This is a genomic window from Salinivibrio sp. VGrn1 (genome assembly GCF_009377995.1).
Lineage (GTDB): Bacteria > Pseudomonadota > Gammaproteobacteria > Enterobacterales > Vibrionaceae > Salinivibrio > Salinivibrio siamensis.
This window is the reverse complement of sequence record NZ_SATA01000006.1, coordinates 115,007-138,173: the sequence shown is the minus strand read 5'-3', so window position 1 is coordinate 138,173 and position 23,167 is coordinate 115,007. Positions and strand designations below refer to the sequence as shown.

Genomic DNA, 23,167 nt, shown 5'->3' with positions numbered 1-23,167 from the left:
CATCACCGCTAAGGTCAGGGTGGTAACGCGTACTAGGCACTTATTGATTGTTTGTAGTAATGGGTGACTCATCATCATTTCAGTCTAAAGCGGGAAGTCTGTTCAAAAATCAGGCAATAGTTTACAAATTAATCAATAAATCGCAAGCGCCAATCACGCCTGTTATCATCACCCCCCAACAGGCGGCGACTAAGCTGCTGATTTAGTGTGACTGCAGAGAGCAAGATGACAAAAGCATTGACCATTTTGGATATCGCCCGCTTAGCCGGGGTGGGAAAATCAACCGTATCTCGTGTGCTAAACGATGATCCACGGGTCAAAGACAGCACACGCGAGAAAGTACAAGCCGTGATCGATCAGCATGGCTTTATGCCCTCTAAATCCGCACGTGCGATGCGTGCACAACGCAGTGGCGTCGTGGGGGTGATCGTGGCGAAACTCAGCTCCAATTCAGAAAACACTGCACTGACTGGCCTGCTCAATACCTTGTATGCCAAAGGCTATGACGCCGCCATCATGGAAAGCCAATTCTCACAACAAAAAGCACAAGCTCACCTCGATGTGCTGAAACGCCGTAATGTCGACGGTATTATCTTTTTTGGTTTTTCTGGCTGTGATCTCAACGCGCTAGCGCCATTCGCCCCTAACTGTGTTGTGCTAGCCGTCGATAGTGATCAATACGTTAGCGTCAGCTACGACAACCAAGGCGCGGTCGCACAAGTGATGGATCACTTTTATCATCAAGGGTGTCGGCATATTGCTTTCTTAGGGATTGATGAGCGAGATGAAACCACAGGTCTCGCCCGCTCTGATGCCTACCAGCATTTTTGCCAAACCCACCAGATCTCACCACGACTACACCGCTGTGAGATGAGCTTACATGCCGCCTACAACGCCACAGATAGCCTCATCAATACACAGACCGATGCCATTGTTTGTGCGTCCGATACCCTCGCTCTAGGGGTCGCGAAACGCCTACAAACACTTGGGCGAGAAGATATCGCTATTGGCGGCATTGGCAATCACGACATGCTACGCTTTATGTTTCCACGCGCCGTCAGTGTGGAGCTAGGTTACCACCAAGCAGGGCAACATGCAGCCGACTTGCTACTCAAGCAGCTGGATGACGACGATCCCGTGGTTAGCCACTGGACACAACCTTGCCACCTGGTGACACCCTAACCTTCAACCAACACCAAAAATCAGGCAGTTACAAATTTCTGTGTGATGGTTTTCAAACAATGGGAACGATTCCACTGATAATTGGATTAGTACGATCCATAATCAGTGGGAACGTTACCAATGAATACCCTACAGCAATACAGGATTGCTTATGAGCCAGATAGATAAAAAAGCCATTGACCAATTGGTCACGCATATTGGCGGCAAAGACAACATCGCCACCGTTAGCCACTGCCTCACCCGTTTACGATTCGTGCTAAACGATCCGGAAAAAGCGGACGTGGCCGCGATTGAAGCGCTCCCCATGGTCAAAGGCTGCTTTACCAGCGCCGGTCAATTTCAGGTGGTGATCGGCACCAATGTCGACCAGGTGTACGCCCTACTAGAAGAACAAACCGGGGTGGAAGGCCAGTCAAAAGACGAGGCCAAACAAGCCGCGCGCCAAAATATGAGCCTGACTGAGCGTGCCATCTCACACCTCGCGGAAATTTTTGTTCCCCTTTTACCCGCGATTATCACCGGTGGTCTAATCCTCGGCTTCCGTAATGTGATCGGCGATATCCGCATGTTCGATGGCAAAACCCTGACCGAAATCAGTGAGTTTTGGGCCACCGCTCACGGCTTCTTATGGCTGCTTGGCGAAGCCATCTTCCACTTCCTGCCTGTCGGCGTATGTTGGGCGACGGTGAGGAAAATGGGCGGCACACCCATTTTGGGTATCGTGCTAGGTATTACCCTAGTATCGCCACAGTTGATGAACGCTTACCTTATCGGTAAAGAGATGCCCGAAGTGTGGGACTTTGGCTGGTTCTCAATTGAAAAAGTCGGCTACCAAGCACAGGTGATCCCAGCCATGTTTGCGGGGATGGCACTGGCATTTATTGAAACCCAGTTAAAACGTATTATTCCAGATTACCTTTATCTTGTGGTGGTGCCGTTTGTCGCGCTGCTCACCTCAGTGGTACTGGCGCACACCCTTATCGGTCCCTTTGGGCGTGAAATCGGCAACGGCGTCGCCTTCTTGGCTCGCACGGCGATGACCGGTGATTTCGCCTTTATCGGTGCAGCGCTATTTGGCTTCCTCTATGCACCTTTAGTGATTACCGGTGTTCACCACACCACCAACGCGGTGGACCTGCAGCTGATGCAGGAAATGGGCGGCACGCCTATTTGGCCGCTGATTGCCCTGTCCAACATTGCACAAGCCTCGGCGGTGGTTGGCATTATTTGGGTCAGCAAGAAAGAAAACGAACGTGAAATCTCTGTACCTGCGGCGATTTCCGCCTACCTTGGCGTGACAGAGCCGGCCATGTACGGGATTAACCTACGTTACAAATTCCCAATGCTGTGCGCGATGGTTGGCTCAGCGCTGGCCGCCATTGTGTGTGGTCTTTCCGGTGTGATGGCCAACGGTATTGGTGTCGGGGGTCTACCAGGCATCTTATCTATCCAGCCACAATTCTGGGGTGTTTACGCAGTCGCGATGTTAATCGCCATCTTGGTGCCAATCGCACTCACCGCCTTTATGTATCGCCGCCAGGCCAGCAAAGGCAAATTGGCGGTCGTCTAATTCCCATTCCGTCCGCGGGGAGTACGCTCCCCGCTTTTTTAGCGTTAAGAGAGACATTATGCACGCACATCCCTGGTGGAAAACGGCCACCATCTATCAGATTTACCCGAAAAGCTTCCGTGATACCACACAAACAGGGACAGGTGATCTGCCGGGCATTATCGAAAAACTGGACTATTTTTCGACCTTGGGCATCGATGCATTATGGCTAACCCCCATTTATGTATCACCACAAGTCGATAACGGCTACGACATTGCCGATTATTACGCGATTGACCCCAGCCTAGGCACCATGGACGACTTCGACACCCTGCTCGCCGAGGCGCATAAGCGCGATATCCGCATCATCATGGATATTGTGATTAACCACACCTCGACCGAGCATCCCTGGTTCCAATCCGCGCTGACTGGTAAAGACAGTCCCTATCGCGATTACTACATCTGGAAAGATCCGGTTAACGGCGGTGTTCCTAACAACTGGCAATCAAAATTTGGTGGTAGCGCGTGGCAATGGCACGAACCCACCGGCCAGTATTACCTCCACCTATTTGCCACCGAACAGGCCGATCTTAACTGGGAAAACCCTGAGGTGCGGGCAGCCGTCAAAGACGTAATGGCCTTTTGGGCCAAGAAAGGCGTGGATGGCTTTCGCCTCGATGTGATCAATTTGATCTCCAAAGATCAGTCCTTTCCCAACGATCATCAAGGCGATGGTCGCCGTTTTTATACCGATGGTCCCCGCGTCCACGAGTACTTGCAAGAGATCAGCCGGGATATTTTTCAGCATTACGGCAGCGTCACCGTGGGCGAGATGTCTTCAACCACTCTGGAGCACTGTCAGCAATACTCTGCGCCGGATGGCAAAGAGCTCTCCATGGTGTTTAACTTCCACCACTTAAAAGTCGATTATCCGGGCGGCGAGAAGTGGCGACTGGCGCCGTTTGACTTCTTGGCCCTAAAACAGCTTTTCCGCACTTGGCAACACGGCCTGCATAATCAAGGTTGGGGCGCACTGTTTTGGTGTAACCACGACCAGCCGCGTGTGGTCAGCCGCTTTGGTGATGACCGCCACTATCGGGTCGCGTCCGCTAAAATGCTTGCCACTGCGATTCATATGCAGCAAGGCACGCCTTACGTGTATCAAGGGGAAGAAATTGGCATGACTAACCCTGGCTACCAGCGTATCGATGACTATCAAGACGTTGAGAGTCGCAACATGCACCGTCTGCTGTGCGACCAAGGCATGCCAGAAGGGGAAGTGCTGGCCATTCTGGCGGCACGCTCGCGTGATAATTCACGCACGCCTATGCAGTGGGACAGTTCAGCAAACGCCGGTTTTACCACAGGTACACCGTGGCTAACGCCTGCGCCTAACTATGTTGACGTCAATGTCGACACCGCACTGGCGGATAAAGACTCGGTGTTCTATCACTACAAAAAGCTGATTTCCCTGCGTAAAACCTTACCCGTGATCCGTGAAGGCGATTATCAGGACTTGTTGCCTGATCACCCACAACTGCTCGCCTATCGTCGCGACAATGGCGACAGCCAACTGGTGGTGGTGTGTAATTTTTATGGCGAACCGGTCACGGCGACCTTGCCTCTCGCCCCGGCCCCGAACGCAGACTTGGTCAGCCATAATTACCCAGAAGCCAAGCCTTTAATGCCAGAAATGCAACTGGCACCCTATGAAGCCTTGGTGTACTTGATTAACCCCGACTAACACGCACAAAAATGGCACGCCTTGGCGTGCCATTTTTCTTACAACGGCCAGTGGCTTTGGTTACTGACGCAACGCTCGCTCACCGCGTGCGATGCCAACCACACCGCTGCGTGCCACCTCAATGATCTCAGTGATCTCACCGACCGCGCGAATAAAGGCATCTAACTTGTCACTGTCACCCGTCAACTGCACGGTGTAGAGCGAGTGCGTCACATCCACAATCTGACCGCGGAAAATATCGGCGGTGCGTTTTACCTCCGCGCGGGCAAAGCCGCTGGCTTTCACCTTCACCAACGCCAGCTCGCGCTCAATATGATCGCTTTCAGTCACATTGCTTACTTTCAGCACATCAATCAGCTTGTGCAGGTGCTTTTCGATTTGCTCGCGGTCCGCGTCGCTCACCACCGAGGTGGTGATATTCAAGCGCGATAAGGTTGCGTCATCCGTCGGTGACACCGTGAGTGATTCAATGTTGTAGCCACGCTGAGAGAATAAGCCCACCACGCGCGACAAGGCACCTGGTTCGTTTTCCATTAAAACCGATACAATACTGCGCATTAGGTTCTCTCCGTTTTGCTCAACCACATTTCATTCATCGCCCCACCGCGTACCTGCATCGGATAAACGTGCTCGGTTTCATCAACATTGATATCGACAAAGACCAAGCGATCTTTCATCGCCAAGGCTGCCTCTAAGCCCGCTTCCAGCTCGGAAGGATGATTGATGCGCATCCCCACATGACCATAAGCCTCTGTGATCGCAGCAAAGTCCGGCACCGAGTCCATATAAGAGTGCGAATGGCGGCCTTGATAAATCATGTCCTGCCATTGTTTGACCATCCCGAGGAAACGGTTGTTGAGGTTGACGATCACCACCGGAATGTCGTATTGCAATGCCGTCGACAGCTCCTGAATGTTCATTTGAATACTGCCATCACCGGTGACACACACCACCTGCGCGTCCGGCAGCGCAAACTTCACCCCCATGGCGGCGGGTAGCCCAAAGCCCATGGTGCCCAAGCCGCCGGAGTTAATCCAACGACGTGGTTTATCAAACGGATAATAGAGTGCCGCAAACATTTGATGCTGGCCGACGTCTGAGGTCACATACGCCTCGCCATGGGTGAGGCGATACAAGGTTTCAATCACTTGCTGGGGTTTAATCCGCTCAGGATCAGCGACATATTGCAAACATTGGCGCTCACGCCAAATCTGAATATTGTGCCACCAGGTGCTGATCGCATCGCTGTCGTTATTGCCACCTTGCTCCACCAGCAATTTGAGCATGCTATTTAATACCGCATCCGCCGAGCCGACGATGGGAATATCTGCGGCCACAGTTTTAGAAATGCTGGAAGGATCCACATCAATGTGCATGATGGTGGCATCGGGGCAGTATTTTTCTAGATTGTTGGTGGTACGATCGTCAAAACGAACACCAATACCAAAAATCAGATCGGCTTGGTGCATCGCCATGTTCGCTTCGTAGGTGCCATGCATGCCCAGCATCCCTAGCGCGTGATCATGGGTGCCGGGAAACGCCCCCAGCCCCATCAAGGTGCTAACGACGGGGATGTTTAGACTTTCTGACAACTGGCGAATTTGCTCGCCGCAGTCGGCCATGATGGCCCCACCACCGACGTATAGCACCGGCTTTTTCGCTGCCAGTAGCGCTTTTAAGCCACGTTTGATCTGACCTTTGTGCCCTGACGTGGTCGGGTTGTAAGAGCGCATACGCACACTGTCAGGATACTGATACGGATGCTTTTGCGCCGGATTCAGCATGTCTTTGGGGATGTCCACCACCACAGGGCCAGGACGTCCTGTCGCGGCAAGATAAAAAGCTTTTTTTACAATATTAGGAATATCTTCGGCGCGCTGGACTAAAAAGCTGTGTTTGACCACCGGGCGGGAGATCCCCACCATGTCACACTCTTGGAAGGCATCATTACCAATCAGGCCGCTCATGACTTGGCCAGAAAACACCACCATGGGGATCGAGTCCATATACGCGGTGGCAATGCCGGTAATGGCATTGGTTGCCCCTGGGCCTGACGTGACCAGAACCACGCCCACTTCCCCCGTGGCACGCGCATAACCATCGGCCATGTGTACCGCGGCTTGTTCGTGGCGCACCAACACATGGTCGATATCACTTTTTTCGTGTAATGCGTCGTAAATATCCAGTACCGACCCGCCTGGATAGCCAAAAATATGTTTTACGCCTTGATCGATCATGGAGCGCACGATCATCTCGGCACCGGATAACATTTCCACTCTACGCCTCCCTGTTTGCATAGTTAGGACTTACTTTTAGCCTAATCCTGCCCCTTACTCTTGGATGTACTGGTGGTCACTCACCACGCGGACATCTGAACCAAATACTGGCGGTAAGGCGGCGTTAGATTGTCACTTGGCCTGCTTCGGATGAAGCTGCAATCAATGTAACGTTTTATTTGCAAAACTGTCTATTAGCTAATCAGTATTTACATTTTTAATCTAAATGTTGAGTGAATGTTGCTGGTTTACGCTGACTACGGGGGAAGAAATTGGAAACATCCACTATAAAATCGACACTTTGCCAGATTTGCTATTCAGGCGTGGGGAGGAAAAAGGGGGAAAAGGCATACAAATAACGAAAACAAAGGAAGATTCTCAGCCATGAGAAACCTTCCCCCGCTTTGATGCACCAGGACTAACGTTGATACATGGTGTCAATGTGATGTTGGTAACGTGAAAGGATCACTTTGCGGCGCAGTTTCATGGTCGGCGTGAGCTCGCCACTGTGCATGCAAAAGCCCTGTGGCAACAAGGTAAAGCGTTTGACTTGCTCAAATTTGGCCAATTCATGTTGTAAGCTCTGCAAACGCTTTTCAAACAAGGCCACGACATCGGCGTGTTTTAGCAGCTCTTTGCGATTTTGATATTCGATATTGGCCGCCCGCGCCCACTCTTCTAAGGCATCGAAGCAAGGCACAATCAAGGCCGATACAAAATGACGCGCCTCGGCCACCACCGCAATCTGATCGATAAAATGATCGCGCACCAAAGCGCCTTCCACCCGCTGTGGTGCGATGTACTTACCGCCTGAGGTTTTCATCAACTCTTTGATTCGGTCAGTGATAAATACGTTGCCCTTGGCATCAAGATACCCCGCATCGCCGGTTTTCAAAAAGCCATCCTCGGTAAAGGTGGCGGCAGTCGCATCAGGCTGATTAAAGTAACCCCGCATTACCATCGGCCCACGGACTTGAATTTCATCGTCCGTCCCAATTCGCACCTCTGCCCCTGGCATCGGATGGCCAATCGATTGGGGATCAAAGCGGGTATCGTCCCAGCAAGAAACCGTGGCGGTGGTTTCGGTCATGCCATAACCGAGCTTGACGTTAATGCCTATCGCGTGGAAAAACGCGCCGATTTCGGGGTCAAGACGCGCCCCACCGCATGGCATCAAACGCATCTTGCCACCTAGTAGCGCACGTAACTTACTGAGCACCAGCTTGTCGGCCAACGCCAATTGCCATTGCTGACACCAAGACGGAGACTGGCCGGTGCGTAATTGCGCAGCATGACGCTCGCCTTGGCGCAGCGCCCAACGGAATAAATGGGGTTTGATCCCTGTGGCCCGACTGAGTTTGTCGTGGATAGCGCCATGGATTTTTTCATAAAAACGCGGTACTGCACACATTACCGTCGGTTTGACCTCGGCCAATGCATCACGCACCTGAAGCGGGTTGGAGAGATAGCAATTGACCGCCCCGCGGTGAAGGACGTAATAGCTCCATGCGCGCTCAAACACATGAGAAAGTGGCAAAAAGGCCAAAGAGACATCATCAGGGCTTAATGCCAATACTTGATCGTGCACATCCAACTGCGCCGCCACATTGGCATAATCCAGCATCACCCCTTTCGGATCGCCCGTAGTGCCGGAGGTATAAATCAAGGTGGTCAGATCGTCCATGCATCGTGCGTCAATGCGCGCGTCTAACTCGGCTTGATAGCCGCGATCGTCTTGCAATAGCCAGCTGGCCCAATCCCACACCTTGGGATGTACGGGAACCGCCGTCTCTTGACTTAGGGCAACCACCCCTTTGACGTTAGGGCAGTGTTCAAGGGCAGTAACCGCGCTCTCCAGTTGTTCGTCACCGGCAAAAATCCACTGTACGTCTGCATCATTGATAATGTGTGCGGCTTGCTGGGCGGTGCTAGTTGCGTAAATCGGCACAGGTACGGCGCGAATTTGCAACGCGGCATAGTCCAACATTGCCCATTTTTCGCTGTTCGGCGCAAAAATGGCGACGGTTTGCTGCACCTGACAGCCAGCGTTGAGTAAGCAGCGTGACAGCTGATCGATGCGTTCGCCTAGCTGGCGCCAACTAATGCTTATCCATTGCGTGTCTTGTTGGAAGCGGATTGCTTCGCGTTCATTTTGGGCGGCAATCTGATCGCGAATGCGCGTGACGATATGGTTTTGGGTGTTCACGGAGTCTCTCTTGGCTCGCCGTTTGGCGAACACATGTACGCTCAATAATGACAGCGAGTTTACCGAGCGCACCATCAAACTCAAGAGAAATTGAGTGAATGCTCTAGCAAAAATGTAAAAACGTGATTCAGCCTTGTGGAAGCAGCTTATCGGCGCGCGCCGCACATCGCACTACCGAATCAAGCGTTGCAACCTGAGTGGGTGTGGATCCATGCGCATTGATGAGCGATTAAAGTCCAAAATCGACTCCTCAACCGTTTCTGGATAGTCAACCTGAGCCCATAGATGGTGAAACAGGCTACGTGTCTGACTTAACTCTCCTTTTACCAGCCACTCCGCCAATGCTTGAGCAACATCTGGGTACCCAATCGCGCCCACCGCCGGTGCCTGCAGCCATTCACGTACCGCGCTCGCATTCAAGCTATCCATACTGTGTGCTAGCCCAAGCTGAGAAAGTGTTGCGACATTACTCAACTGTTCAAACTGACCAGACAATGGCTTTAAAAGGAGCTTTTTCCCTAAACTTAATGCCTCCGATGGAAGCTCAAATCCCCCATTTGCGATCACACCCTGGCACTGATGCAGTGCCGTGTGAAAGCTTTCTTTGCCTAAGGGCATTAGCGTAAGGTTTTCACGTTGGTAGGGGGCATTAACCTCGGGGTGAAAGCAGATAAAAGGTTGGCTAAAGCGCAACAGCAGCTCACTGACTGAAGATAAAGATTCAAAGGGGAGATACACCAGCACCGCCCTCTCCGCAGTGGACGATGCCACCGCTTTATCCACCGGAGTGGTATCAATAATTGGGGGTAAGATCGGTTGGTTAAAGTGATACCAATGCAAGCCAATGGCATAGTCGGTTGGCGCAAAATAACGCATGATCATGCGATTGATCAGCGTTTCTCCATGTTTGGGCACCGCGTGAGAAAACGCCGCTTGGTGGCTGATCGCCACCGATGGCACCCCTTGCCGGCGCGCCGCCCACGCACTGATGGGTTCAAAATCAGAGATAACCTTATCGTAACCTGATACATCAAGCTGGCGAATATCGCGTCGTAGCTGTGTAAAACGATTGTGTCGCGCGGTGGCTAACATATCAATTTTGCCATCACGGCTGACAAAGCTCATGCCGGTAAACGTGCGATAGTCACCAAATGGCGCCATATCAAAATAACGCTCGGCTGGCCGCCCCGAAAAAACAAAATCGACCTCGACATCATATCCTGCTAAGGCACAAGCCATGGCGCGGGCTCGCGATATATGCCCGTTACCGGTTCCCTGAACACCGTATAAAAGCTTCATTAAATACCTGTTATTCCGTAAAGATCGAAAGTGATACTGTGTGCCAACGTCGCGCACAGCAGCCCTAACCCAGCGCCAACCACGATATCGCTCACAAAGTGCACGCCCAGTAACACGCGCGAAATACCGATTAGGCTGGCCCAGATGAACACCAAAAGGGTTAACGAAGGAAAAAAGGTGCTCAGCAATGAGGCCATGAGAAAAGCGGCGGCCGTGTGGCCTGATGGCATACTGTAAAGATCGGAAGGCGTGATAAAGGCAGGTAACTGCGAAGGACGTGCGCGCCGAAAGCTGCGTTTAAGCACCCAATAGATCGGGAGTTCGATGGCAAAAGCCATCAATCCTGTGAGCAAAAACCAGAGCCCGACCGCCTCATGAAGCCACCATGCAGTAAAGCCAATCACCAGATAGAGTGGCCCGTCACCTGATCGGGAAACGGTACGGGCTATTTTCGCTGTGCCAGCGCTAAAGCGGTGAGATAAACACAGTGTCGACACCGTGTGGTCGAAGCGTTTAATCGCGGTAAAGCTTCTCATCCTGCCTCCCAATGCGGCGAGCTGATGGTTAAACTCTAGTCAGCCGGTATGACAGGTCGGTGACGTTATTGGGTCATCTCGATGAATTTACGTCGCCGCTTGAGCTCAGGTACGTTGGGACAAGTAAAAATAATGAAGACTGGACAAAGCCGCGCCAGAGCGTAGCACAAAAATCTAACTTTTAGTTTTAAAACCAGTTTAATCAACCAGTTTTTTACCGTTATATTGCGCAGAAAACGGGTTTTGTTTTTTTCAGATTGACGCTTTCCCCATCGCTCTGTTATTTCTGGTAACAGAATATTTACTGACGGACATCAGCATGACACTGTTTCACCTACGCCTCATCCTCCTCCTTATCGTGACCCAGTCGCGCGGGTAGGTTTTGGGCAGAAAACAGTGAATGCCAAATCTCAAAAACCCGCGCCAGACGCGGGTTTTTTTGTATCTAACGTCGCCAAAATAACATCAAGCGCCAATTAAAGAGCCCTTCAAAGCGGCCAAGCAAACACAACAGGGAGTCACCCATGAGCGAGAACAGCCAAGTCATTCTGTTTGATACCACCTTACGCGACGGCGAGCAGGCGCTGTCAGCAAGTTTAACCGTCAAAGAGAAATTGCAGATCGCCCAAGCCTTGGACCGCTTGAAGATAGACATTATTGAAGCCGGTTTTCCGGTCTCCTCACCGGGCGATTTTGAATCCGTGCGCACCATTGCCGAGCACATGCAACATGCACGCGTCTGTGCCTTGTCTCGCGCGGTTCCTAAAGACATAGATGTGGCCGCCGAATCCCTCAAAGCCGCTGACGCCTTTCGTATCCACACTTTCTTGTCCACCTCAACCATCCATGTCAAAGATAAGCTTCGCCGCAGCTACGATGACGTGGTCGAGATGGGGGTACGCGCCGTTAAGCATGCACGCCAATACACGGACGATGTGGAGTTTTCCTGCGAAGATGCCGGGCGCACCCCGATAGATAATCTGTGCCGTATGGTCGAAGCGGCGATTGATGCCGGTGCGACCACCGTCAATATCCCAGATACGGTGGGTTACACAGTGCCGAGTGAATTCGGCGATATCATTGCGACCTTGTTTAACCGCGTGCCGAATATCGACAAAGCCGTGATCTCTGTCCATTGTCATGATGACTTAGGGATGTCGGTCGCCAACTCTATTGCCGCGGTTCAAGCAGGCGCTCGCCAAGTGGAAGGTACTATCAATGGCATCGGTGAACGTGCGGGGAACTGCGCGCTGGAAGAGATTGCGATGATCTTGAAAACCCGCGCTGACTTGTTAGGCGTAGAAACAGGATTGAACCACACCGAAATTGCCCGCACCAGCAAGTTAGTTAGTCAGCTTTGCAACATGCCAATCCAACCCAATAAAGCGGTGGTCGGAGCCAATGCCTTTAGCCACTCCTCCGGCATCCACCAAGATGGCATGCTGAAAAACAAAAACACCTACGAAATCATGACCCCAGAGTCGATTGGTTTGGGCAAAAAGGCGCTTAATCTGACCAGCCGTTCCGGCCGTGCCGCGGTGAAAAGCCACATGGATAACCTTGGCTACGACCAACAAGGTTACGATTTAGACTCCTTGTATCAATCTTTCTTGCAGCTGGCAGATCGTAAAGGTCAGGTGTTCGATTACGACTTAGAAGCCTTGATGTTCTTCAACAACCTCAAAGAAGAGGACGACTTCTACAAGCTGAACTATTTAGGCGTGCAATCGGGCAGCCTAATGGCGACCACCAGCATCAAGTTGCAATGTGGCGACGAAGAGAAACGCGAGGCGGCAATTGGTAACGGCCCCGTCGATGCCCTTTATCAGTGCATCTATCGGATCACCGGCTATGACATTGAACTGGATAAATTCGATCTGACCGCCAAAGGGGAAGGAGAAGATGGTCTCGGCCAAGCCGACATCATTGCTAACTACAAGGGCCGTAAATATCACGGCACCGGGGTGTCGACCGACATTATCGAAGCCTCAGGTGAAGCGCTACTGCATGTGATCAATGCCATTTATCGCGCCGACAAAATCGCCCAGATTAAGGAACAATCCCACTTAAAACAGGAGACAGTATAACCATGGCCAGCGCACATCAGATTGCTATTTTACCCGGTGACGGTATCGGCCCCGAAGTCATGACGCAAGCCGAGAAGGTGCTTGATGCGGTTAGCGAGCGATTCTCACTCACTTTGGAACGTCACCACTATCCTGTGGGCGGTGCCGCGATTGATGCCCATGGCTCGCCGCTGCCCACACAAACCTTGGCTGGGTGTGAAAAAGCCGATGCGATTTTATTTGGTTCAGTGGGCGGCCCAAAGTGGGAGCATTTACCGCCAACCGAGCAACCGGAACGCGGTGCCTTGCTGCCATTGCGCAAACACTTTGGGCTGTTCTGTAACTTGCGTCCGGCACAAATCCACACTGGTCTCGAAGGCTTTTGCCCGCTGCGCGCCGACATTGCCGACAAAGGCTTTAACATCGTGGTGGTGCGAGAGCTAACCGGTGGGATTTACTTTGGTGAGCCCAAAGGACGTGAAGGTGAAGGCCGCGAGGAAAAAGCGTTTGATACGGAAGTTTATCATCGCTATGAAATTGAGCGTATCGCCCGCATTGCCTTCCAATCGGCTCAGTTGCGTAATAAGCAAGTGTGCTCAATCGATAAAGCCAATGTACTGCAAAGCTCAATGCTATGGCGTGAAGTGGTGGAAGAGGTGGCCAAGGACTATCCGGATGTCCACTTGAGCCATATGTATATCGACAACGCCACCATGCAGCTGATTAAAGACCCATCGCAATTTGATGTGATGCTGTGCTCGAATATTTTCGGTGACATCATCTCCGATGAGTGCGCAATGATCACCGGCTCAATGGGCATGCTGCCATCTGCGAGCTTGAACGCGAGTAAATTTGGTTTGTATGAACCCGCCGGCGGCTCTGCCCCCGATATTGCGGGTAAAAATATCGCCAACCCAGTGGCGCAAATTCTCTCCGCCGCGCTAATGTTACGCTACTCGTTAGGCGAAGAAGACGCGGCCTGTGCGATTGAGCATGCGGTCAGCCAAGCACTGGCGGCCGGTGAGCTGACCGCTGATCTGGCGGGCAACCATCCTGCCCTCAGTACCGAACAAATGGGCGATCGTATCGCCGCCTATATCCGCCAAGGCGCAGAATAATTACCCGTAAGGATACGAGCTATGTCGAATGCAAACACCCAGCAAGGCGCCAAGACCTTGTACGAAAAAATTCATCAAGCCCATATTGTCACCGAGCAGCCCGGCGAAGCGCCGCTGCTGTATATCGACCGCCATTTGGTGCACGAAGTGACCTCACCACAAGCCTTTGATGGTCTGCGGGAAAAAGGGCGTCCGGTGCGCCAAGTGAGTAAAACCTTCGCCACCATGGATCACAATGTCTCCACCGAAACCAAAGACATTAACGCGTCAGGGGAAATGGCGCGTATCCAAATGGAAACACTGGCCAAAAACTGCGAAGAGTTCGGTGTCACTCTGTATGACTTGAATCACCCTTACCAAGGCATTGTGCATGTGATGGGCCCCGAACTTGGTATTACCCTGCCCGGCACCACCATCGTCTGTGGTGACTCTCACACCGCAACCCACGGTGCTTTTGGTGCACTGGCCTTTGGCATTGGTACCTCTGAGGTCGAGCACGTGCTGGCCACCCAAACGCTCAAGCAATCCCGCGCCCGCACGATGAAAATTGAAGTCACGGGCAAAACCGCCCCCGGGATCACTGCCAAAGATATTGTCCTAGCCATTATTGGCAAGGTCGGTCATGCCGGCGGCACCGGGCATGTGGTGGAGTTTTGCGGGGACGCAATCACCGACTTGTCGATGGAAGGGCGAATGACGGTGTGCAACATGGCAATCGAATTAGGCGCCAAAGCTGGCCTGATCGCCCCGGATGACACCACCTTTGCCTATTTAAAAGACAAGAAATTTGCCCCGAAAGGCGAGCAATGGCAGCAGGCAATCGCCTATTGGCAAACCTTGCATTCGGACGCCGATGCGCAGTTTGATCGCGTGGTCACCCTCGATGGCAGTCAAATTCACCATCAAGTGACCTGGGGCACCAACCCCGGCCAAGTGGTCAGTGTGCATGATACCGTGCCTGCTCCAGAGACAATGAACGATCCGATTGAACGTCACTCGGCAGAACGCGCATTAAAATATATGGGGCTGACACCCGGCCAAGCCATCAACCAAATCCGTATCGATAAAGTCTTTATTGGCTCTTGCACCAACTCACGGATTGAAGACATGCGCGCAGCCGCCGCGGTCGCCAAAGGACGACGCGTGGCAGAGGGTGTACATGCCATGGTAGTGCCGGGCTCCGAGCAAGTGCGGGCACAGGCGGAGCAAGAAGGGCTGGATGTCATTTTCCGTGACGCTGGCTTTGAATGGCGTTTACCCGGCTGTTCGATGTGTTTGGCGATGAATAATGATCGCTTAGGCCCCAAAGAGCGCTGCGCCTCCACCAGTAACCGCAACTTTGAAGGGCGTCAAGGCCGTGAAGGCCGCACCCACTTGGTCAGCCCAGCCATGGCCGCAGCGGCGGCGATTGCGGGCCATTTTATCGACGTTAACCAAATATAAGGAGGCCTTATGTCAGGCATACACACTCATACCGGCATTGTTGCCCCGTTGGATGCGGCAAACGTCGATACCGATGCGATCATTCCTAAGCAGTTTTTGCAAAAAGTCACCCGCACCGGCTTTGGGCAGCACCTGTTTCACGATTGGCGCTTTTTAGACGATGCGGGCCAGCAACCGAACCCCGAGTTCGTGCTTAACCAAGCACGTTACCAAGGCGCGAGCGTCTTGCTCACCCGCGAGAATTTTGGCTGTGGCTCATCCCGCGAGCATGCGCCTTGGGCGCTGGATGATTACGGGTTTAAAGTGATTATCGCCCCCAGTTTTGCCGATATTTTCTATGGCAACTGCATCAATAACCAAATGGTGCCGGTGACCCTTGAAGAAGCCCAAATCGATGCTTTATTTGCGTATGTAGCCGAAAATGAAGGCGCGACGGTAACCCTGGATTTGCCCGCCCAAACCATTCGAGCCGGTGAACACTGCTTTGCCTTCCAGATGGATGATTTTCGCCGTCATTGCCTGTTGGAAGGGTTAGATAGCATCGGTCTGACGTTGCAGCACGAAGCCGATATCTCACGCTTTGAAAAACAAATACCAGACTTTTTGGTGTAATACGCCCTCCAAGAACGCCAATAAGCGCGGTATTACCCGTACTTATTGGCGCTTCAACCCATTTTTTCCATCCTCAATGAAAACAACCGCTGACTCGCTTGGTCTAGTCTCAAAGAAGGTTTGATCGCATTAAGGACTGGCAATGCAAAAACATTTGATAATTCTGCTCTGGTTAGTGTTTCCGCTCATCAGCCAAGCCGCGCCCAAAGCGGATTACTGGGCAATGTGGGATGCCCATAACCCTGACAGCCAAGCCACGTTTACCCATCACAGCTGGCAAGTGTTACTCGATAAGTATTTGCAATCTCAGGGGCAGCACACCTTATTTAACTATGCCGCCGTCACGGATAACGACAAAGCAACCCTCGACCATTACATTGGTATGCTCACCGCGCGCGACCCACGTACCCTGACCAAAGACGAGCAATACGCGTATTGGGTTAACCTCTATAATGCGGTCACGGTAAAACTGATTATCGCCGAGTACCCGGTCCGTTCCATCACCAAACTCGGTGGGCTATTTAGCTTTGGCCCTTGGGATGATGAAGTGGTTACCGTCGCTGGCGAGCCGCTCACTTTAAACGATATCGAACACCGGATTTTACGCCCGCTTTGGCAGGACCCGCGTACCCACTATGCGGTCAACTGTGCCAGCCTTGGCTGCCCTAATCTTCAGCCACAAGCCTTTCAAGCAAGTGCACTTGATGCACAGCTCGAGCACGCCGCCTATACCTTCATTAACAGTGATAAAGGCGTGAGTCAGCAAGGGGAAAAATGGCAACTTTCCTCAATTTATGAATGGTTTGAAGCTGACTTTGGTGGCGATAAGCAGGGCGTGATCGCTCACATAAACCAGTATCGCGATATTCCATTGCCACAAGAGGCAACATTGGAATACGACTACAACTGGGACCTTAACCAACTCGGCAACTAAAAGGCTTGGTTAACCCTAAGCCAATCAGTACAATACCACCGTACTCATTGGGGAGCCTCACGGCTGAGATTGCGCACTGCGCTAGACCCATCGAACCTGATCCAGCTAACACTGGCGTAGGGATTGAGACTTGATGTTGCCATCAACTTGCCTCAACACCCACGCCCAACTTAGGAGCGTGCTGTGAAAGTTTTTACCTCTGTTCTCACTCTGGTTTCTTTATCGCTATTATCACTCGGCGCCCGCGCCGCGGACCCGCTTACTGTCTATACCTATGACTCCTTTATTGCTGAATGGGGGCCGGGGCCTAAAATTAAAGCGAAATTTGAACAGCAATGCGATTGCCAACTTGAGTTTGTGTCTCTCGACGATGGGGCCGCCTTACTTAATCGCCTGCGCATTGAAGGAGAAACCACCCAAGCCGATATCGTACTCGGTATGGATACCAACTTAATGAAAGAAGCCGAGCGCAGTGGGATTGTTGCCGAGCACGCGGTCAATACCGAGCGCCTGCAAGTGCCTGGCGGGTGGGATAACAAATACTTTATCCCTTACGATTACGGCTATTTTGCCTTTGTGTATGACACTACTCGTTTGCTCGACCCACCCAAAAGCCTCAAAGCCTTGATTGAGGAGCGCGATGACATCAGTGTGATTTACCAAGATCCGCGCGTATCAACGGTCGGCCAGGGGCTAATGCTTTGGATCCAAAAAGTGTACGGCGATAATAATCAACAAGCATGGCGCGATCTTGCCGATAACACGATCACTGTGACCAAAGGCTGGACCGAAGCTTACAACATGTTCCTCAATAAAGAAGCGGACATGGTGCTCTCTTACACCACCTCGCCGGCTTACCACTTAGTGGCCGATGAAGACGATCGCTTTGCCGCCGCTATGTTTGAAGAGGGGCACTATATGCAAATCGAAGTCGCCGCTAAATCAGCCTATACCGATCAGCCGGAACGTGCGGATGCGTTTTTACAATTTATGCTCAGTGATGCGGCACAGTCGGTGATCCCAACCACTCAGTGGATGTATCCGGTCACCGATGTCAACTTGCCTGATGTCTTCTACACCTTGGACAAACCGCAAGAGAGCTTGCTGTATCAGCCTGATGAAGTGATGGGCAATCGCCAGCAATGGGTGCGTGACTGGCAAACCGCGCTGGTTGAATAGCCAAGATGCTCAACCCTTCTCGAACCTGGCCGGGCAGTATTGCGGCCAGCTTGGTCGTGGCTTTGATTGGCAGCGCACTCTGGGCGTTATTCTCTCACAGCCACGATTTGTCACTTGCCTCCTTATGGCAAGATACCTACTTGCGTCATGTCACCTACTTTAGTTTTAAACAGGCCGCTTTATCCGTCGTACTTAGCGTTGGGCTAGCAGTGCCAGTCGCTCATGCGCTGTCTCGCCGACAATTTCCAGCAAAGGCATGGCTGCTGAAGTTATTCGCCATGACCTTGGTGCTGCCGGTCTTGGTGGGAGTATTTGGACTGGTTGCTATCTATGGCCGTAGTGGCTGGATTGCACAAGCTTTCGCGCACTTCGATGCGGCTATGCCGTTTTCTATTTATGGCTTAAGTGGCATTTTACTCGCCCATGTGTTTTTTAATCTCCCTTTTTCCGCCCAATTAATGGTGCAAGCCTTAGAGGGGATCCCAGCCGATCAACGCCGTCTTGCTACCCAGCTAGGGCTCAAAGGCTGGCAACGTTTTAAGCACCTAGAATGGCCGTATCTACGCCAAAGCTTGCCTCATATCGTGGGGCTAGTATTTATGTTGTGCTTTACCAGCTTCGCGACTGTCATGGCACTGGGCGGCGGGCCGAAAGCGACGACCATCGAGCTGGCCATTTACCAAGCCATTCATTTTGATTTCGATTTACAAACGGGTGCTGTCCTCGCGCTGTGGCAAATGCTGCTATGCGGGGCCATCGCATTTACCGTGCAAACCTTGACGCGCCCGCTGCCGAGCACACCCAGTGAAGTGCTGCCGCTTCCTGCATCTTTGGATAGCCGTGCGGCCAAGTGTTGGGACGGCCTTTGGATTGGCCTCGTTTTACTACTGGTGTTACCGCCTCTCGGCGTGGTGATTGCACGCGGATTGAACCCCAGCGCATTAGCGGTGCTCGGCGATAGCGCATTGTGGCAAGCAACTCTGCACTCGCTGTTCATTGCCACGGGCGCCACCACCTTTGCTTTTGTGTTAGCCGTGGCGGTGATCTTAGCCAGTCGGCACTGGCGCTTACATGGACGAAAAAAACAGGCGGATGGGATAGAAACGCTCGGTGCCATCATCCTGGTAGTGCCAAGTATCGTGCTCAGTACTGGGCTTTTTTTGCTGTTTCGCCAGTTTAGTAACGTATTCAGCTTAGCGCTGTGGCTGGTAATGACAGTGAACGCCCTGATGGCGCTGCCTTATCTTATCAAGGTCTTGAGTGCCCCCGCCTTCCAGCTCGCTCAGTCATACCATAACTTGTGCGCCACCTTAGGCGTCAGAGGCATCACGCGTTTACGTCTGATTGAGTGGGACTGTTTACGTGCACCTATTGCGCGCGGTGTCGCGGTGAGTTTTGTGTTATCCATGGGCGATCTCAGTGCCATCTCCTTATTTGGTAGTCAAAACTTTCAAACCCTGCCCCTGTATTTGTTTCGCTTAATGGGCAGTTACCAAATGGAAGCGGGCGCCGCCGCGGCGATGCTGTTACTGCTCACCAGCTTGGGGTGTTATGCCCTACTGACGCGCCTTATCCAATGGAGACACGCATGTTAACGATTTCCGATGTTCAGTATAGTTACCAACAAGATTGGATGACCTTTGATGCCCATATCGCCCCTGGAGAGATTGTGGCCGTGCTCGGGCCCAGCGGGGCAGGCAAAAGCACCTTACTATCACTGATTGCCGGGTTGATTGCCCCTGATAGTGGCGAGATTGCTATTGATGGTAAGCCAGTGACAACAACCCCCGCCCACCAGCGGCCACTGTCTATCTTGTTCCAAGAGCATAATGTCTTTACCCATTTGTCGGTGTTCGACAATATGGCGATTGGCTTATCACCATCACTGAAACTCACCGCTACCCAACGGGAAAACATTGAACAGGCAGCGCAATCGGTCGGCTTAAGCGACTATCTCTCTCGCCTGCCCGGCCAATTGTCAGGCGGGCAACGACAACGTATCGCACTGGGTAGAAGCATCGCACGCAACCAACCTTTATTGCTGCTTGATGAGCCCTTCTCCGCACTCGATCCCGCGCTAAAAAAAGACATGCTGGCACTGGTCAAGCGTACCGCCCAAGAGCAAGGCACAACGGTGGTGATGGTGACTCACCATCCCGAAGACGCCCAAGCCATCGCCTCTGAGTTTCTTTATTTGGATAACGGGCAAGTCCGCCTGCATTGTCCTGTCGAAACCCTCGAGACCCCACCCGCGATAATGCAAGGTTATATGGGCAAGACGGACGAAGAGTGATGGGTGGCGCCACTTGGATTGACTTCTATACTAAGGAAAACACGGAAGATTCCAAGGAGGCGCCCAGTGGCCGCCAGCAGCATAAAAATCCTCGATTCCATTGTCGATTTCACCGCTAAAACAGAAGTCGACGCGATCACCAAAAGCTTGCTGACCTCAATTACCGAACTCACCCCAATTAGCGAGGTGGTGCTGCTCGATTACTGCGGTGACATGCAGCCTGCCTTTACCGTACTCGGCACCAACGACAATAGTGCTTTTCAGCAAGAAAACATTCATCAAATTGATGCCCTGCTTGATGAGTGCCTGGCGACACAAGCGGTCACTCAACACTACGCCAATGATCATGTATTGATTGCCGTTCCCATTTATTACGAGAAAGAAGAAGGTGTCAGCGGGGTTTTATGCGGTCGCGCCAAAAGCCTTAGCAAGGACCAACGCGCACTCGTCGCTGGACTAACGCGTATTTATGAAAACTATCAGCAGATTATCATGGCCAGTGAACGTGATAGTTTCACCAGCTTATTTAATCGCAAAGTCCTCTCTAAAAAGCTGGATCTTATTTGTGATCGCTTAGCGCAAAGTGAGCCTTCCCCTGCCAGCGAAAATGGCAGCGCCCTGGTTCCTTGGGTGTGTATTTTCGATGTTGATCACTTTAAGCAAATCAATGATAACTTTGGTCATGTATTTGGTGACGAGGTCATCTTGTTACTGGCTTCATTGATGCGCCAGACCTTCTCGTCACAAGACACCTTGTTCCGGTATGGCGGCGATGAATTTGTGGTGCTGTTTCAGCCCTGCTCGCGGGCGATGGCAGAGCAAAAAGCCAACACCTTTATTGCTAATGTCAACGCTCGAGATTTTGGTGCCGCTCAGACCGTGACTATTTCCATGGGCGCGACACGAATTGAACGTGGACAACTCAGTACCAGCACCATCTTAGGCAATGCGGATCAAGCGCTCTATCACGCCAAACAAAACGGCCGTAACCAAGTCGCTTTTTATGATGACTTACTGCAATCTGGGGTGATAAAAACCTTTGTCGCCGAGGACGATGTTGAATTGTTTTAGCTCATGGAGAAAGGTGGCGGCTTGATGACCACCACCTGATACCCACTACAAATTCTCTTCGGCAAATTCAGCCAACCGACTACGCACCACGCCGTTGAGGTATACGCACGCACTGCCTTCAAAGTTTTTAAACCGCTCGACAATGTAAGTCAGCCCTGATGTCACTGGGGTTAAATACGAAGAATCAATTTGCGCTAAGTTCCCCGAGCACACCAGCTTGGTACCCTCCCCACATCGGGTGATAATGGTTTTAAGCTGAGAGGCAGTCAGGTTTTGGCACTCATCCAAAATGACAAACGCGTTTTGAATCGAACGACCACGCATAAAGTTAATCGATTTAAACTGTAGATTGGCTTTCTCCATGATGTACCGCATCGAACCATCAGTGCACTCGTCATGCATGTGCAACGCTTCTAGCGTGTCGGTGACGGCCCCAAGCCAAGGCAACATTTTCTCTTCTTCAGTGCCCGGTAAAAAGCCGATCGACTCGCCAATATCTGGGGTATTGCGGGTCACGATAATCTTGTCATACATCCCTTTTTCGACCACTTGTTCAAGGGCCGCTGCCATCGCCAGAATGGTTTTACCACAGCCCGCCGGACCGGTGAGGATCGCCAAGTCAATGCTCGGATCCAGCAACGCATCCATTGCCATGCCTTGGTAGATATTTTTCGGTTTCACATCCCAAGCGGCGCGATGCATTAATCGCTCTCGGCTCAGATCTTTAATCACCGCTTTATCGCCATCAATGGCTTGCACTCGCGCAGCAAAATCGTCACTGTCATCCAACAGGTATTGATTAACAAACGGGGTATCGAGGAGCTCGGAGGGCAACGTATGTAAGGTCTCTGTGCCATAGGCTTGACTATTGCACTCCCCCACTTTATCCCAAAAGCTACCTTCAAATTGGTGGAAACCCTTGGTCAACAATCGTACATCATCAATCAACTGGTCGGTGCGATAATCCTCCACATGCATCACCCCCGCCCCTTTGGCGCGCAGACGCATATTGATGTCTTTGGTCACCAACACCACTTTACGTGGCGAGCGTTTGGTTTGTAGATATAACACCGCATTGAGTATTCGGTTATCACCCGCTTTATCCGCGAAGGCATGGACCGTTTCTTTGATCTCAAAATCAGCGAGAATCGATACCGTGCCAGTGGCATCCCCTTTGCCAACGGCAATACCCTCGCCAATTTCGTCAGGAGTAGCCTCTTTAAAAATATCTTCCAAGGCGCGGATCGCCACACGCGCATCCCGTGAGACATCGCGCTTGCTGTCTTTGATGCGGTCAAGTTCTTCGAGGACAGTCATGGGGATCACGACATCGTGTTCTTGGAAAGAGTAAATCGAGAAAGGCTCGTGGAGGAGAATATTAGTATCAAGTACAAACAGCTTCCGGTCGGCGTCGCCCATAGGCACCTCCTGTGTCGGCAGTTCACTGTCGGTGACAGCGCTTAAAATAAGCGTAGACCTGGCCGTTGGGATGCGCCCAACTTGTTTTACTGCGCCAGCTCACGCTTTTATCTTTGCCGCCCATTAATGACGTTTGTATGTCAGCGTGACCTTTGATGCGATTCGTTGAGTTTCATCGTGACCCTCCTCACAAGTTCGAGTACTATTGGCGGCCAATTTTTTCAGTGCCACACTGAATAG

General features: G+C 51.9%; 18 protein-coding genes and 1 riboswitch. Of the genes, 12 read left to right on the top strand and 6 right to left on the bottom strand.

Going from position 1 to position 23,167, the window contains the following annotated elements; genetic code table 11:
• The first annotated feature begins 225 nt into the window (after positions 1-225).
• From treR to treC, 3 genes are all read left to right on the top strand, one after another.
• Positions 226-1,182, top strand: a complete 957-nt coding sequence (gene treR / locus EHW56_RS10885; protein ID WP_077638654.1) for a trehalose operon repressor TreR — start codon at positions 226-228, stop codon at positions 1,180-1,182.
• Between the two features lie 151 nt (positions 1,183-1,333).
• Positions 1,334-2,752 (top strand): PTS trehalose transporter subunit IIBC, encoded by a 1,419-nt coding sequence (gene treB / locus EHW56_RS10880; protein ID WP_046074254.1) that lies wholly within the window; start codon positions 1,334-1,336, stop codon positions 2,750-2,752.
• Between the two features lie 58 nt (positions 2,753-2,810).
• Entirely contained in the window at positions 2,811-4,475 is a 1,665-nt protein-coding gene (gene treC / locus EHW56_RS10875; RefSeq protein ID WP_152799742.1) for an alpha,alpha-phosphotrehalase, read from the top strand.
• Between the two features lie 60 nt (positions 4,476-4,535).
• Here treC and ilvN read toward each other — a convergent pair whose 3' ends face one another.
• From ilvN to EHW56_RS10850, 5 genes are all read right to left on the bottom strand, one after another.
• Complete coding sequence (gene ilvN, locus EHW56_RS10870) at positions 4,536-5,033, bottom strand: acetolactate synthase small subunit (protein ID WP_046074256.1); 498 nt, start codon at positions 5,031-5,033, stop codon at positions 4,536-4,538.
• Entirely contained in the window at positions 5,033-6,751 is a 1,719-nt protein-coding gene (locus tag EHW56_RS10865; RefSeq protein WP_077606375.1) for an acetolactate synthase 3 large subunit, read from the bottom strand. Before EHW56_RS10865 ends, ilvN begins: the two co-directional genes overlap by 1 nt.
• Positions 6,752-7,169: 418 nt before the next feature.
• A complete protein-coding gene (locus tag EHW56_RS10860; RefSeq protein WP_370517155.1) occupies positions 7,170-8,957 on the bottom strand; it encodes a long-chain fatty acid--CoA ligase in 1,788 nt (595 codons plus the stop codon).
• A gap of 171 nt (positions 8,958-9,128) precedes the next feature.
• Positions 9,129-10,256, bottom strand: a complete 1,128-nt coding sequence (locus tag EHW56_RS10855) for an MJ1255/VC2487 family glycosyltransferase (RefSeq protein ID WP_152796042.1) — start codon at positions 10,254-10,256, stop codon at positions 9,129-9,131.
• Positions 10,256-10,792 (bottom strand): phosphatase PAP2 family protein, encoded by a 537-nt coding sequence (locus EHW56_RS10850; RefSeq protein WP_152799740.1) that lies wholly within the window; start codon positions 10,790-10,792, stop codon positions 10,256-10,258. Before EHW56_RS10850 ends, EHW56_RS10855 begins: the two co-directional genes overlap by 1 nt.
• A 524-nt stretch (positions 10,793-11,316) precedes the next feature.
• Between EHW56_RS10850 and leuA the strand changes: the two genes are divergently transcribed.
• From leuA to EHW56_RS15700, 9 genes are all read left to right on the top strand, one after another.
• Positions 11,317-12,879: a 2-isopropylmalate synthase gene (gene leuA / locus EHW56_RS10845; RefSeq protein ID WP_152799738.1), complete on the top strand. Its 1,563-nt coding sequence runs from the start codon at positions 11,317-11,319 to the stop codon at positions 12,877-12,879.
• Positions 12,880-12,881: 2 nt separating this feature from the next.
• Positions 12,882-13,976: a 3-isopropylmalate dehydrogenase gene (gene leuB, locus EHW56_RS10840; protein ID WP_152799736.1), complete on the top strand. Its 1,095-nt coding sequence runs from the start codon at positions 12,882-12,884 to the stop codon at positions 13,974-13,976.
• Between the two features lie 21 nt (positions 13,977-13,997).
• A complete protein-coding gene (leuC, locus tag EHW56_RS10835) occupies positions 13,998-15,419 on the top strand; it encodes a 3-isopropylmalate dehydratase large subunit (protein ID WP_152796051.1) in 1,422 nt (473 codons plus the stop codon).
• A gap of 9 nt (positions 15,420-15,428) precedes the next feature.
• Positions 15,429-16,031: a 3-isopropylmalate dehydratase small subunit gene (leuD, locus tag EHW56_RS10830; RefSeq protein WP_152799734.1), complete on the top strand. Its 603-nt coding sequence runs from the start codon at positions 15,429-15,431 to the stop codon at positions 16,029-16,031.
• 142 nt (positions 16,032-16,173) lie between these two features.
• Positions 16,174-16,965, top strand: coding sequence for a DUF547 domain-containing protein (locus EHW56_RS10825; RefSeq protein ID WP_152799732.1), 792 nt, complete (start codon positions 16,174-16,176; stop codon positions 16,963-16,965).
• A 38-nt stretch (positions 16,966-17,003) separates the two neighbouring features.
• A riboswitch (TPP riboswitch) is annotated at positions 17,004-17,105 on the top strand.
• 43 nt (positions 17,106-17,148) lie between these two features.
• Positions 17,149-18,144: a thiamine ABC transporter substrate binding subunit gene (thiB, locus tag EHW56_RS10820; protein WP_077667646.1), complete on the top strand. Its 996-nt coding sequence runs from the start codon at positions 17,149-17,151 to the stop codon at positions 18,142-18,144.
• Positions 18,145-18,149: 5 nt separating this feature from the next.
• Positions 18,150-19,739: a thiamine/thiamine pyrophosphate ABC transporter permease gene (gene thiP, locus EHW56_RS10815; RefSeq protein WP_046074267.1), complete on the top strand. Its 1,590-nt coding sequence runs from the start codon at positions 18,150-18,152 to the stop codon at positions 19,737-19,739.
• Positions 19,733-20,437, top strand: a complete 705-nt coding sequence (thiQ, locus tag EHW56_RS10810) for a thiamine ABC transporter ATP-binding protein (RefSeq protein ID WP_152799730.1) — start codon at positions 19,733-19,735, stop codon at positions 20,435-20,437. Before thiP ends, thiQ begins: the two co-directional genes overlap by 7 nt.
• A gap of 66 nt (positions 20,438-20,503) precedes the next feature.
• Complete coding sequence (locus EHW56_RS15700; RefSeq protein WP_152799728.1) at positions 20,504-21,508, top strand: GGDEF domain-containing protein; 1,005 nt, start codon at positions 20,504-20,506, stop codon at positions 21,506-21,508.
• Between the two features lie 45 nt (positions 21,509-21,553).
• On the opposite strand, the gene EHW56_RS10800 is transcribed toward EHW56_RS15700, so the two are convergent.
• Entirely contained in the window at positions 21,554-22,927 is a 1,374-nt protein-coding gene (locus EHW56_RS10800; RefSeq protein WP_046074270.1) for a PhoH family protein, read from the bottom strand.
• Between the last annotated feature and the right edge of the window lie 240 nt (positions 22,928-23,167).